Raw genomic sequence first — 12,568 nt, 5'->3', positions numbered from 1 at the left:
CCAAGGTTGTCGACTACCTGTCCGGCGACACCAATGGGACGGTCTGCCCATCCCGGATCAGGCTGAGCCGGGGCGGTGGGGTTGGGGAAGAATGTCAGAAGCAATCACGAAGGGGGCCGTGCGGCTGACGATCGACACCAAGATAGATCACGCCGAAGGATGGGGCGCAGCAGCATCTGGCAGGCGTGTAGGGATGTTGGTCTGACGGCGTTACTGACCTTAAAAGCGTGGTGTCGGTGGGGCTGACTGTCCATGATCCCTGCGGTATGCCGAGTGCATTAGGTACGCATAGGGCGGCGGGCTGACCGACGAACGGCGAGCCTTCCGCGAGAATCTGCGGATGGAGGCGGCCGAGCGCTTCCAGCAGGGCGACGAGAGCTCGGACATCGCGCACGACATGCGAGTCAGCGTCCGGTCGGTACAGCGCCGGCGCAATGCCTGGTCACAGGGCGGACCGAGAGCCCTGGCCTCGAAAGGGCCGGCATCCTTGCCACTGCTCAGCGACGAACTCTTCGCCCTGCTGGAGCGGGAGCTGCTCAAGGGCCCGGTCACGCACGGCTGGCCGGACCAGACCTGGACCCTGTCACGGATCAAGACCCTGATCGGGCGCCGGTTCCACAAGAGCTACACCATCCAGGGCGTCGCCGCGCTGCTCAGACGCCATGGGTGGACCTGCCAGGTTCCCGCCCGCCGTGCCATCGAGCGAGACGAGGCGGCGGCGGCCGGCTGGGTGAAGGAGACCTGGCCGCAGGTGGAAGGACCGTGGCGGCGCTCGACGCCTGTTCGGGGCAGGGCCGGTAGATCAGCCGGGAGCGTTCGCCGGTCTTGTAGCAGGTCAGCGCGGCGATGGATAAGCGGCGGCGGGATCGGCCCCGGACACAGGTGCGGGTGGTGGGCGGCGTCATCGAGAATCCGGCTTCGTCCTCGAAGACGAGCAAACGCCCCGACGGGCGCAAAAGCTTCTCCTGGAAGGACTACCGCGACCTGATCCAGACCGCCCACGACCAGCTCGGCGGCCCCATCGTGCTCGTCTGGGACAATCTCAACACCCACCTCACGGCAGGAATGCGCCGGTATATCGCTGACCGTGACTGGCTCACAGTCTTCCAACTGCCGCCTTACGCGCCCGATCTCAATCCCGTGAGGGCATCTGGTCCGTGATGCGGCGCACCGTCCTGGCCAACCGGGCCTTCGCCGACCCTGACGACCTGATCACCGCTGTTCGCCGGGGACTACGCCAGCTCCAGTACCGCCCCGACGTCCTCGACGGTTGCCTCACCGGCACCGGCCTCCAGCGCGAGCCACCATGACGACACCACGCTTTGAAGGTCAGTAGATCCCCGGACCAGCCGCGAGCATCTTGTCCAGCCGGAAGGTAGTGACCTTGGCCGCCAGATCATCGATCGGATCTGAATAGCCCAGATAACCTCACCCGGCGAAGATAGGTCAGCCAGCGGCGCGTCGCCTCTTCGGACGGTTCACACGGCCAGCCTACTGGCTCTTGCCCCGTGCGACTCACTCAAGGGGCAACTCCAGTGCCCGGTGGCGCGCGACGGCTGCCGCGAGGCTCTTCGTAGACAGGATGCCATTCAGCGTGGCCTCGGCGAACCGGTCACCGGCGGGGTCAGTATCGAGCATCGCCTCGCACCACCAGCGGTGCAGAGCCCCTTGGTGTCCTCCAGCGTAGCCGCCAACTCCAGCGGCCGATGATGCCCCATGCATTCTGAAGCGGTTGTTGCGAAGTTTTCGCTTCATACCTACCGTTGGGGCATGCGACCACCGCACGAGCCTGAGCAGATCACTGACCTGTCACGGTTGAGGGCGTTTATGAACCCGCTGCGGATGCAGCTCTATCGGCTGCTGTACGCCGCAGGCACTGCGACCGCCTCTCAGCTCGCCGAGCATGTCGACGAGACACCGTCGCTGGTCAGTTACCACCTGCGCAAGCTGGCCGAACACGGCTTCGTGACCCAAGCGAACGGCCAGGGCGCCGATGGCCGCGAGCGGTGGTGGCAAGTGGCGTCCGAAGAGGGCTGGGGTTTCCGTGACTCGGACTTCGCGGACACGCCCGAAGGCGCCGCCGCTGTCGGCGCGGTGACCCGAGGCATCCTCACCACCCGGATCGCCCAGTACCGTGCGTATCTCGACCAGAAGTCTGGCTGGGGGAATGCGTGGACCGACGCGGCCTTCAGCTCCGAGTGGCTGCTCGACCTCACCCCGGCCGAACTCGCGGAGATGAGCGACGAGCTTGAGGCACTGGCTCGGCGTTGGCGGGAGCGCGGCAAGGCCGCCAAGGCGGCCGGCGACACCGAAGACCGCGAGCACGTGTCCGTGCACCTCTACGGCTTCCCCTTCCCGTCCTGATGCAGCCGTACCCCCGATGACTGGAGCTCTCCATGGCCACCCCAGAGATAGCCCTGCCCGATCGCGCCACCACACCAGCCCACCGAGACGGCAACGTGCTGCGCTGGCTCACCGCATACACCACCTCCCTCGTCGGCGACAGCGTGTACTTCGTCGCCCTGGGCTGGTCCGCCCAGAAGGCCGCCGGTCCTGCCGAAGTCGGCCTCGTCATGGCCTCAGGAGCGCTACCGCGGGCGTTACTCATGCTCGGCGGAGGCGTGGTGGCCGACCGGTTCGACCCCCGTCGGGTGATTCTCGGCAGTGACGCGCTGCGCTGTCTCCTCATCCTGGCGGTGGCCGCCGGCCTCGCACTGACGGCGCCGGCCCTGTGGATCCTGGTCGCGGTGGCGCTCGTCTTCGGTGCCGTGGACGCGTTGTTTGTACCCGCTGTCGGTGCCCTTCCGCCGCGCATCACCAGCCCTGACCAGCTGGCTCGGGTTACCGGCATGCGCTCGCTGTCGATGCGCCTCGGCCAGATCGCGGGCCCGCCGATCGGCGGGCTGGCCATGGGGCTCGGTGGACCTGCAGCTGCCTTCACCGTCGCTGGCCTGCTCTTCGCGCTGTCCCTGCCGCTCCTGCTGACGATACGGATACGGCCCCTGGGGCCGCGCGACGCCCCCGAGAGGCCGGAGCCCGCCACCGCGCGGCAAGACCTGCTCGGCGGCCTGCGCTACATCCGCCGCCACCGCCTCATCGGCCCGCTCGTCGCCGCCGGCGCCATCTGCGAACTCGGCCTCACCGGCACCCTCAACGTCGGCATGGTACTCCTCAACGCCGAGCGCGGCTGGGGTCCTTACGGCTATGGCTGGATCGTCAGCAGCTTCGGTGCAGGAGCAGCGGCCAGCGCCACGTTGCTCGCCATCGCCGGTTGGCTGCCCCGTGCCGGCCTGATGCTGGCCGGCACGCTGCTCGCGGGCTGCGCGGGCGCGGCAGCCATCGCACTGGTGCCCATCCTATGGCCCGCCGCAGTACTGGCAGCGGTCATCGGGCTGTGTGCGGGTGTCTTCGGCAGTCTGGACAACGCCCTCATACAGACCGCAGCGGACCCGGCCTATCTCGGCCGGGTCACCTCCGTCGTCATGCTCACCTTGGTCGGTGTCGCCCCCCTCAGCTATCCGGTGGTCGGCGCTGCCATCGGAGCCTGGGGCGCCGCCCCGGTGTTCGTCGGCTGCGGCATCTTCGCCAGCCTGGGCGTGGTCATCGTCCTGGCCTCCGACGCGGTACGGCACGCCGAACTGCCCCGGCAGCGGCCAGGCGTGACCATCTAAGCAACCCAACCGCATCCCAGGGATCGGCCACCCCCTCCCGAGCCATGGGCCTGAATCCTGTGCCCGGCGAACTCCCTGGTCGCCCCGCTCATCACGGCAGCCATCATCCTTGTGGGCATTCTCGTCTGCCTCACACGGTCTCCTGCCAGTGGCGCGGCCGCGTCAGGTGACGTGTGCGGTGGGCTCACCGCGCAGCAGGTCGGGGCGGGCATCGGCGATCGCGAAGGCCCGCCTGAGCCCTTCTACCAGCACCCGGTCAATCTGGTAGAGCCGGGCCCGCTCGTCCCGCTGGAGCAGCCGGGGTGCGCCGGGCGGGGCGACACGGCGCTGTACCGCCTTGATGCTGGTGAGGGTTCCGCCCATCTTGGCCGTGGCGATCGGTGTGGTCGGATGGTTGGCGAAGTACTGCTGGACTTCGTCGAACGAGGTGGTGCCGCCCAGGTCCGTGATCCGGCACAGCACCGCGCGGGCCCCGGGCATCAGTGAGGCGAGCATCCCGAAGAGCGCCTGTTCGCTCCAGCCGTCCCCGATGTCGTCGCCGCTGAGGTCCTGCGGGCCGGGGCGGAGGTCGAGGGCTGGTGCTTCCGGCCAGTCGGCAGGGGGGACGGGACGTAGACCGTAGGCGGCCTGCACAGCGGCGATCGCCTGCTCGTAGGTGTCCGTCTCGGTGTCGACCGTCAGCCGCACGAGGCCTCCTTCGTGATCGCTGCCGACATTCTTCCCCAGCGTCCCGCCCTCAGCTCCACCTGATCGCGGCTGCGTTCCAATCACAGCCCCAACCAGTTCGTTTTGATCACCCAGCCTGCGACGAGCCGGCCCTGGCCGTTCGGAGACGTCGGGCCCCCGCTCTTTGCCGAGGGCGAACTATCCGGGCCCGGAAGGCCCGGATCGATGCCTCCGCTCGGGCGGCGATTCTCATCACCCGACCTCACGCCGGGCGAGCTCCTTGAGCTCCATGCGCGCGGCCGGTGTGCCCGACGGTCCACACCAGTACGGGTGTCCGGCGATCTGTCTCGACAGCTCCTGCAGGCGTCGGCGGTCCCTCGTGGTGCTTGCCGTCGGACCGGTTTCGGCGAGCTGCCAGTACGTGCGGTACCAGGCGGTCTGCGCCTCCACGAGGTCGAGGGGGAAGTCATGCTGGGCCATGCCCCGCATTAGATCGCTTGTTCGAATTCCGAGGCAACCGGACACCACGAGGAGCGTGCAGCAGGAGTTCGGTGAGGGGAGGTCTCCGGTTGATATGCCTGTGTGCTCGAGGGCAGCTGGAGCCTCGCTGCCGCGTATCCACTTTGGGGTGACGGCTTGGGAAATTGAGCGCTCGGCCCCACAGGGCAGGCCACGGTGACGGTCATGATGATTTGTCGCTGGGCCGCTGCGGCGGCCGCCACGCTGGCAACCGCCGGCCTCGTAGGCTCCGCACCCTCGAGCTGGGCCGTACCCAGCACACCGGGCACCGCGTCTTCCACCACCGCTCCCGCATCGGCGGCGGAGCTCCCGGAGCCCCCGACCGCTGAGGAGGCCCAGGTAGAGCTGGGCGAGCTGACCGTCGCGCCCGAGGCCGATGTCCCCGGCTACAGCCGGGCGAAGTTCCCCCACTGGGCCACCCAGTTCGGCACCTGCGACACCCGCGAAGTCGTCCTCGCCCGAGACGGTAAAGAGGTCACCCAGGACGGTCAGTGCCGGGCCACGGTCGGCAGCTGGCGATCGGTGTACGACGGTGCGGTGCTCGACGCGGCGTCCAAGGTGGACATCGACCATGTCGTGCCGCTGAAAGAGGCGTGGAGGTCCGGCGCCTCGCAGTGGACGACCGCGGACCGCCGGGCGTTCGCCAACGATCTCGCCCATTCCCAGCTCATCGCCGTCTCGGCCCGCTCCAACCGGTCGAAGAGCGACAGGGACCCCTCCGACTGGCAGCCGGACCTGGTCAGCTACCGCTGCACGTACGCCCGTGCGTGGATCTCGGTCAAGCACGCCTATGCCCTCACCTCGGACGAGGAAGAACGTGCCGCGCTGACCGGCATGCTCGAGTCCTGCGCCTGATACGCCTCGGCCCCGGCGCGCTGGCGCGTCCGGCGCGCCGGGATGGCCGCTGTCAGCAAGGCAGCGTGATCCTGCCCGTGCGCGTGCGGCCCGGTCCTGTGAGACGACGGGTTCCCGTGGCCGGGCCGGCCGTTTTGGCGCCTCGACCGCTGCCGGACCCCGGTGTGGCGGGACGGCTGGGATCCGCAGGGCCAGCAGGGCGCCCTCTGTCGCGAGTCGCGTGCTCATCGCTCATACACTGGGTGCATGTCCGCTATGCCTGCCGCCGAGCCGTCGCCGCCTGCTGCCGAGGTGCTGCGGCAGCGCTATGTGCGAAGGCTTCCCGACGCGCTCGGCGAACTGGCCGGTCCGGCGCACGGCTCCGTCCAGCTGCCGCTGCATGTGGCGTGGTCGGGTCTGACGCGGTTCGATCTGGACCGGCCGCGGTCGCGGATGAGCATGTACCGCACCGTGCTGGCCGAAGGACAGCACGGTGACCTGATCACCCTGCTGAACCGGGACCTCCTGATCAACCAGTGGCCCGCGCTACGCACGCTGATCAGCCGCGCCATCCGCGACGTATGGGAAGAGGCTTTCCCCGAGCTGGCCGCCGCCCGCCCGGCAGCCGCAGCGTGAACCTCAGCGACCTTCACCGCCGGCTCCTCTCCGACGTCCTGGCCATCGGCACCCCCTAACCCCTGGTCATCACCGGCGGGTACGCCGTCCAGGCGCACGGCCTGGTCGACCGGCTCAGCCAGGACCTCGACGTCGCCACCGAGAACCCCGCGCCCATGGCGGAGATCGCCCGCACCCTTACCGCCGGGCTGACCGACCGCGGCTGGCAGGTGAGGGAGATCGGCGTGGACCCGCTCTCCGGCCGCCTCGTCGTCACCGACCCCGCCAGCGGCGAGGAGTGCGAGGTCGACATCCTCAAAGAGGCGTTCTGGCGCCCGCCCACAGCGACCGAGTACGGCCCTGTCCTCGCCCTGGACGACGTCATCGGCACGAAGGTACGCGCGCTGGCCGACCGCGGCGCCGTGCGCGACCTCATCGACGTCCACGCCGCCTCCCGCCTCCACACCACCGCCGACCTGGAAACACTCGGCCGCCGCCACGCCCGCGACGAATTCTGTCTCGAGGATCTCCAAGAACGCCTGGCGGGCGCGGAATGGTACGAGGACGAGGAATTCATCGCCTACGGGCTCACCGAGACGGACACGGCCACCTTGCGAGACTGGGCCCGGGACTGGGCCGACGATCTCGCCCAGCACCTGCATGAGGACACCCAGGACGACTGACCAGCCGCAGCGGGAACGGTGGTGTCACAGGCCGTCGCCCACGAGGCTCCAGGTGCTCGCCCGCGCCGGGAGTAGTACGCCAACGACGCGCCGAGTACGCATCGCGGTCGTCCGCTTCATCCGGGGCCTGCTCACCATACCGGCAGGCAAGCCGCACCCGCAGCCGAACCACAAGGCCACCCGGCAGGCCAGAGCGCATGTGGAAGCTGCGCCGTACGGCGGCCGCGGAGGCCGAGGCGCGGCAGGCGTACGGAACAGCCCTTGATGGCGCTCGTTGAAACCGGCCACCCCCTGCTCGGGGGTGACCCCACACCTGCTCCGTGGATCTCCCCGCTTGGATTGGCGTGCGGGGGCGCACACGACCGTTTTCGCCACCCCTATCGCTATGGATTTGCGGGCAGCCAAGACGCCGGGAGATCGACCACCGCAGACGGAGGAGTGCCGACGGCAGTGATCAGCCCAGCGGGAGCTGGACCTGTCGCGGTGCCGAACGACACCTTGCCGCCGGAAAAGCTCGCGCCCTCGAAGTCCACGTTGCCGTCGATGATGACGCCAGTGAGGTCGAGGTCGCAGCCCTGCCATGAGCGGTGGGTTCCCCGGGGGCGGCGGTAGTGGTTGCCGATGAGGCGCAGGATCGTGTGGCGGACCTTGCGGAAGGCCAGGTAGCGGTGGTGTTCCTCTTGGTGGGCTGGATCTTCACCGGGGTCGGGCGTGAAGGGAGTTGGAGGTAGGCACACAGCACGTCGATGCAGGTCTGGCGCAGGCTGTCGTCGAGGGCGTCGTCGGCGAGGCCGGCCAAGGCGTGGACGCCACCGAGCCGGACGGCCGGGGAGTCTGAGCCGAGTTGCTCGACGGCCTGGCCGAATCGTTCGGTGTGGAGCTGGGTGGCTTCGCGGTGGGCGCCGGCTTCGTCGATGCGCTGGCGGCGGTAGGCGACGACCAGGGCGGCGACGAGCGCGCCGGCCCCGGCGACCACTCCGAAGGAGAGTTTCACTAGGTCGAAGAGTGTCTTGTCGTCGAGCTTCGCGGTGCTGTCAATCTCCTGGAAGTCCAGTAGGTACACCAAGCCGTAGAAGACGCCCCCGGCGACTAGGACCGCGGCGACGAAGGTGACGGCGAGGGCCCAGCCGACCTTCCACAGGCGCAGCTCCCGATCACCCGAAGTCGATCGCGGCCGCTGGTTGGCTGTCATGCGGATGGAGACATGGAGCTGTGATCTGTGGTTGCACTCAACTCCACAAGAGACCGGTTCCGCATGGTTCCTACTCGACCCCCACGACCCCCGCAGGTTCGCGGAAACTGAAGGCACTTCAGCGGGAACCCGCGGGTCGGATGCTGTGCTCTGTGGGGATCGACCCGTGAGTTCGCCTCGGACTCATGGTGTTGCCGTGGAGGCTTGAGGAGCTTGGCGCGGCCGAGCGCCTCGAAGGCACCGGCGACGAGATCGTCCGCGCCGCCCGCCGCTGGCGGCAGGAGCCCCCAGCGGGTGAACTGTCAACCTTGCACCGCCCGGTCGAACCGGGCTGCCCAGTCGCGGAGTTGGTCGAGAAGTTCGGCCGGTTCGAGCACGCGGAACTCTGCGCCAAGAGCGCCCAGGGCCAGGGCCGCCCAGTCCAGGGAGTCGGTGGTCATACGCACCCGGCAGTGCTCGGCGTCCACCTCCTCGACCGTGCTCCACCGCCCGATCCGCTCTCCTACGGTCGCGGCCGGTGCGTACACCAGGGCCGCCACCCGGTACAGGCGGGGCAGGTTGCCGATCCCGGCGCGGATGAACTCGGCGGCGTCGGCGGCGGGCAGGATGCGCGGGCGGAACGGAGCGCCGGTGGCCTCCGACACGGTGAGCCGGTCGACCCGGAAGCTGCGCCAGTCGTGCCGGGTGAGGTCGTACGCGACCAGATACCAGCGGCGCTGGAGACAGACCAGCCGATGCGGCTCGACCTGCCGGTCGGTGCGGCGGCCGTCGGCCGCGGTGTACCCCAAGCGCAGTTGTTCGCTGTCCCGGCAGGCCAGTGCGAGTGTGGTGAGCACGCCCGGGTCGACGCCCGCCCGGGCCGGGCTGCCCCAGCCGGCGGGTACGGTCATCGCGCGCAGCGCCTCGACCCGGCGACGCAGCCGGGTGGGCATCACCTGCACCACCTTGGCCAGCACCCGGACCGAGGACTCGGCGATGCCCTCCACCGCGCTCTCCGCGGCGGTGTGCAACCCGACGGCCAGGGCGACCGCCTCATCGTCGTCGATCACCAGCGGCGGCAGCGCGGCGCCCGCGGCGAGCTGGTAGCCGCCGTCGACGCCGCGCTGCGCCTCGACCGGGTAGCCGAGCTCGCGGAGCCGGTCGACATCCCGGCGCAGAGTGCGCACCGAGACGCCGAGCCGGTCAGCCAGTTCGGTGCCCGGCCAGTAGCGGTGGCTCTGCAACAGGGAGAGCAGTCGCAGGGTCCGGGTGCTGGTGTTCGCCATGTCTCCGATTCTCCCGGAATTCAGGACAGAAACTGACCGCTGTGGCTTCTACCGTCGTTCTTGACCGAGGAACACGGGACCAACCCAAGGCGGAGATCATGACCGAGACCCTGAGCCTGAGCGAGTCGGCTACCCTCACCGGCGAGCGCGCCGACCTGCTGCGGACGCTGAGCAAGCACCGGCACTTCCTGCGCTTCACCACCCGCGACCTCACCGACGAGCAGGCCGGACTGCGAACCACCGTCAGCGAGCTGTGCTTGGGCGGCCTGGTCAAGCACGTCGCCGCGGTGGAGCGGACTTGGGTGGACTTCATCCTGGACGGCCCGTCGGCCATGCCCGACTTCAGCGCCATGACCGAGGCCGACTTCGCCGAGCGGGCCGACGCGTTCCGGCTGCTGCCCGGCGAGACGCTGGCCGGCGTGCTCGCTGAGTACGAGGCGGTGGCCCACCGGACCGACGAGCTGATCGCCGCCCTGCCCGACCTGGACGCGACCCAGCCACTGCCGAAGGCGCCGTGGTTCGAGTCCGGCGTACGCTGGTCAGCCCGCCAGGTGCTGCTGAACGTCATCGCCGAGACCGGGCACCACGCCGGGCACGCCGACATCATTCGCGAGTCCCTGGACGGCGCCAAGACCATGGGCTGAACGGGGAGTTGAAAGGCGGGCGCGATGAACGCCGCTGCGCCGATCTCGCTGGTCACGGACGCCGACCGCGGGATCGGCACCGAACTCCGCCCGGACGGCATCCTGGTCAACGCCATCTGCCCGGGCTGGGTCGCCGCAGACATGGGCGGCCCGGCCGGTGGCCCGGTCGTGACCGGCGCCGCAAGCGTGGGTAATTCCTCGGCGGACCAGGCCAGCCAGCACGTCGGCCTCGAACTGCTCCAGTTCCTCCGCCGAGACCGGCTCCCGGTACTCGCGCAGGTCCCACACCACCGCCAGCGCCGACAACCCGGGCCTCCTCGCCTCGATCAGATCGCAGATCCGTCGCACGCACCGAGGAAATTTCAGAAATTCAGAAGTTATGTCACACCCCGGTAGAGCACCCGAAGGAGGAAGAAGCCCCTGGCCACGGCCTCGGGCACTCAGCGGGCCTCAGGAGAACTCGCGGGATGTCGCACAGCTCGTTGTAACTCCCCACTCCGTTGAAGGCCGGACCGAGTGGGGCGACGAGTAGCCCTGGCCGTTTTCAAGGGTTCTCATCACGCCGGGGAGCTCCGGATCCAGGGCCGCAAGCCCGCGGTGCCCGAGACGGCCATGCTGCAGCTCGTGGTGCGCGCGGTGCTGGAGTCCAGCCGCCAGGAATTCGAGGTCATCGAGAGCGCTCTGGGCCTGTACCCGGCGATAGCCAGGCTGCCCGAGCGGCAGTTCGACGTGATGGTGCTCCGCTACGTCCTCGGCTTCTCCACCGATACCGTCGCCCGCATCATGGGAGTCACCGAGGCCACCGTGCGTTCGCACTGCCACTTCGCGCGCCGGAAGATCGCCCGGGAACTGGGCATAGCGTTCGATACGGACTGCGACGATGAGGAGTGACATGACCCCGCGCAGCCTCGATGAACTCCTGGCCGACGCCGAGATCCTTCAGCACGAGTACGACGACGAGGACACCGCGGCCTCACGTCTGCGTATCGAACGCGAGATCGCCGACACCTGGTGGCGCAGCGCGCTGCTGCTCGAGTCCTCCGCTCAGCAGGTCAAGCCCTGGCTCCCTGAGGACGCCCCCCGCCACCGCACTCCCCTGTGCACGGCCCAGCACGAACAGGCCGCCCAGGATCTGCGCAAGCTGTCCACCCTGGTGATCCGCGACTCCCGTGCCGCTCACCACATCGCGCTCCTGGCGCAGTCGTGCCGCGTCGAACCCGCCAGCGCGCTGATCTTCGCCTGCCTGCTGCACCTGGCGGACAGGGAGGGAGCACAGTTTTGGTGGCAGTTCTCCGCCGGCGCTGGAAGCGCCACCGCGGCGCTGTGCCTGTACCTGATGCACATGCAGCGCGGAGAACTCCGCGATGCCGAGCACTGGGCACGCGAAGCCGCCTGCCTGGAACACCTGGAGAACCAGACCAGCCCCCATGACGACCTGGTCAGCCTCCTACGCCGGCCGCCCAGCCAGGGACACCGCGGCAGCTGGTACACCCCCCAGTCCATGATCAACCGCACCATGGCGATCCTGCACTCCGGCGTCGCCGCCAGCACGCGCGTCGTCGACAACCCCGCCCTCGCCGATCAGCCGCTGTGCCAGTCAATCGCCGTGGCGGTCCAGCGCCTGGAGACCAAATCCGACGCCGACTACGGCACCATCCCCAAAGCCTCCTTCGAACTCGCCGCCCGACTGGAGGACTGCGCAGCATCTTCCCTCTGACTCACGGCCCTTCCGCGGCGGGCAGCGAGTTGAATGACGCGTGCGGGCAGCTTGCAACGCATGCCGCTGATCATCTGTAGCTGTGTCCGCCCCAGGCGAGTGGAACAAGCCGTCGACCGCTCGAAACCCGCCGCGCACTCAAACGGAGGTTACGCCACACCCCGTCGGCCAGCACCGTTGAAACCAGCGGCCCGGCCGCACCGGACGGGCCAACCGGCCGGAGGGGAAAAGCGTGGGCAAACAGGCGAAATGCGGATCGACCGACACCGCAACGGGCAGGCCTTGCCAGAGGCCCGCCATGGTGGGCTACTCCCGCTGCCAGCGGCATCGCGGGAAATGGAACAAGCTGCAGGTGAAGAAGACAAAGAAGCGCTGAATGCAATGGTGCCCCTCGGCGCCGCAAGCGGCGGGGGGCACGCTCATAGTGTGTGCCGACCGTTCCGCGCTGCTGACCGAACCCGGCTCGGCGCTGCAGCCGCCCCGTTCCTGAACCGCAACAGCGCGCCGCGTCGGATAACCAGGGCTTATCCGATGCGACAACCCGTCCGATGCCGTTCGGTCAGTCGCGCTCCCAGCGTCTTTCCCACTCCATCTCGCGCGCGATGGCGTTGGCGATGGCCGGGCTGCGCCGGTAGAGGCACACCAGGCATTCACCGGTGCCGACCTGCATGCCCAGCTCGTCGCCGCCGTCGGAGCTGAACGCCTCGTAGCCACAGCTGCGCATGCGGGCGGGTGAGCACTGGCAACTCGCCTACTGGACCA

15 protein-coding genes and 1 pseudogene are annotated in these 12,568 nt (G+C 69.0%); 10 read left to right on the top strand and 6 right to left on the bottom strand.

Features of this window, described 5'->3' with window-relative positions:
• Positions 1-301 precede the first annotated feature (301 nt).
• Positions 302-1,310, top strand: a pseudogene (locus STRVI_RS56605) (IS630 family transposase).
• 205 nt (positions 1,311-1,515) lie between these two features.
• Here STRVI_RS56605 and STRVI_RS55830 read toward each other — a convergent pair.
• On the bottom strand, positions 1,516-1,638 hold the full coding sequence (locus STRVI_RS55830) for a hypothetical protein (protein WP_014043507.1): 123 nt from the start codon (positions 1,636-1,638) through the stop codon (positions 1,516-1,518).
• Positions 1,639-1,770: 132 nt separating this feature from the next.
• Between STRVI_RS55830 and STRVI_RS43925 the strand changes: the two genes are divergently transcribed.
• Together STRVI_RS43925 and STRVI_RS43920 are read left to right on the top strand one after the other, a co-directional pair.
• Positions 1,771-2,364, top strand: a complete 594-nt coding sequence (locus STRVI_RS43925; protein WP_014043506.1) for a winged helix-turn-helix domain-containing protein — start codon at positions 1,771-1,773, stop codon at positions 2,362-2,364.
• A gap of 32 nt (positions 2,365-2,396) precedes the next feature.
• Positions 2,397-3,671 (top strand): MFS transporter, encoded by a 1,275-nt coding sequence (locus STRVI_RS43920; protein ID WP_014043505.1) that lies wholly within the window; start codon positions 2,397-2,399, stop codon positions 3,669-3,671.
• Positions 3,672-3,833: 162 nt separating this feature from the next.
• On the opposite strand, the gene STRVI_RS55365 is transcribed toward STRVI_RS43920, so the two are convergent.
• Together STRVI_RS55365 and STRVI_RS43910 are read right to left on the bottom strand one after the other, a co-directional pair.
• Positions 3,834-4,358, bottom strand: a complete 525-nt coding sequence (locus STRVI_RS55365; RefSeq protein ID WP_014043504.1) for a hypothetical protein — start codon at positions 4,356-4,358, stop codon at positions 3,834-3,836.
• Between the two features lie 231 nt (positions 4,359-4,589).
• Complete coding sequence (locus STRVI_RS43910) at positions 4,590-4,817, bottom strand: hypothetical protein (RefSeq protein ID WP_043242395.1); 228 nt, start codon at positions 4,815-4,817, stop codon at positions 4,590-4,592.
• A gap of 204 nt (positions 4,818-5,021) precedes the next feature.
• Between STRVI_RS43910 and STRVI_RS43905 the strand changes: the two genes are divergently transcribed.
• From STRVI_RS43905 to STRVI_RS43895, 3 genes are all read left to right on the top strand, one after another.
• Positions 5,022-5,711, top strand: a complete 690-nt coding sequence (locus STRVI_RS43905; RefSeq protein WP_014043502.1) for an HNH endonuclease family protein — start codon at positions 5,022-5,024, stop codon at positions 5,709-5,711.
• A 255-nt stretch (positions 5,712-5,966) separates the two neighbouring features.
• Positions 5,967-6,326 (top strand): hypothetical protein, encoded by a 360-nt coding sequence (locus STRVI_RS43900; protein WP_014043501.1) that lies wholly within the window; start codon positions 5,967-5,969, stop codon positions 6,324-6,326.
• Positions 6,327-6,388: 62 nt separating this feature from the next.
• The gene (locus STRVI_RS43895) at positions 6,389-6,988 is read left to right on the top strand and encodes a nucleotidyl transferase AbiEii/AbiGii toxin family protein (protein WP_251983045.1); all 600 of its coding nucleotides are present in this window, start codon (positions 6,389-6,391) and stop codon (positions 6,986-6,988) included.
• Between the two features lie 454 nt (positions 6,989-7,442).
• Here STRVI_RS43895 and STRVI_RS43890 read toward each other — a convergent pair whose 3' ends face one another.
• Positions 7,443-8,180 (bottom strand): hypothetical protein, encoded by a 738-nt coding sequence (locus STRVI_RS43890; protein WP_014043500.1) that lies wholly within the window; start codon positions 8,178-8,180, stop codon positions 7,443-7,445.
• A gap of 302 nt (positions 8,181-8,482) precedes the next feature.
• Positions 8,483-9,445, bottom strand: a complete 963-nt coding sequence (locus STRVI_RS43885) for a helix-turn-helix transcriptional regulator (RefSeq protein WP_014043499.1) — start codon at positions 9,443-9,445, stop codon at positions 8,483-8,485.
• 98 nt (positions 9,446-9,543) lie between these two features.
• Between STRVI_RS43885 and STRVI_RS43880 the strand changes: the two genes are divergently transcribed.
• The 4 genes from STRVI_RS43880 to STRVI_RS46885 all read left to right on the top strand — a co-directional run bounded on the left by STRVI_RS43880 (position 9,544) and on the right by STRVI_RS46885 (position 11,806).
• Positions 9,544-10,089, top strand: a complete 546-nt coding sequence (locus STRVI_RS43880) for a DinB family protein (protein ID WP_014043498.1) — start codon at positions 9,544-9,546, stop codon at positions 10,087-10,089.
• A 24-nt stretch (positions 10,090-10,113) separates the two neighbouring features.
• The gene (locus STRVI_RS56600) at positions 10,114-10,485 is read left to right on the top strand and encodes a hypothetical protein (RefSeq protein ID WP_043242247.1); all 372 of its coding nucleotides are present in this window, start codon (positions 10,114-10,116) and stop codon (positions 10,483-10,485) included.
• 120 nt (positions 10,486-10,605) lie between these two features.
• Complete coding sequence (locus tag STRVI_RS43870; protein ID WP_014043497.1) at positions 10,606-10,980, top strand: sigma-70 family RNA polymerase sigma factor; 375 nt, start codon at positions 10,606-10,608, stop codon at positions 10,978-10,980.
• A 1-nt stretch (position 10,981) separates the two neighbouring features.
• Complete coding sequence (locus STRVI_RS46885; RefSeq protein WP_014043496.1) at positions 10,982-11,806, top strand: hypothetical protein; 825 nt, start codon at positions 10,982-10,984, stop codon at positions 11,804-11,806.
• 559 nt (positions 11,807-12,365) lie between these two features.
• On the opposite strand, the gene STRVI_RS53235 is transcribed toward STRVI_RS46885, so the two are convergent.
• Positions 12,366-12,530 carry a hypothetical protein gene (locus tag STRVI_RS53235; RefSeq protein ID WP_014043495.1) on the bottom strand — a complete coding sequence of 55 codons (165 nt, stop codon included), beginning with the start codon at positions 12,528-12,530 and terminating at the stop codon, positions 12,366-12,368.
• Between the last annotated feature and the right edge of the window lie 38 nt (positions 12,531-12,568).

The organism is Streptomyces violaceusniger Tu 4113 (genome assembly GCF_000147815.2).
GTDB lineage: Bacteria > Actinomycetota > Actinomycetes > Streptomycetales > Streptomycetaceae > Streptomyces > Streptomyces violaceusniger_A.
The sequence above is the reverse complement of the archived record's forward strand: the minus strand, read 5'-3'. Positions and strand labels throughout refer to the sequence as shown.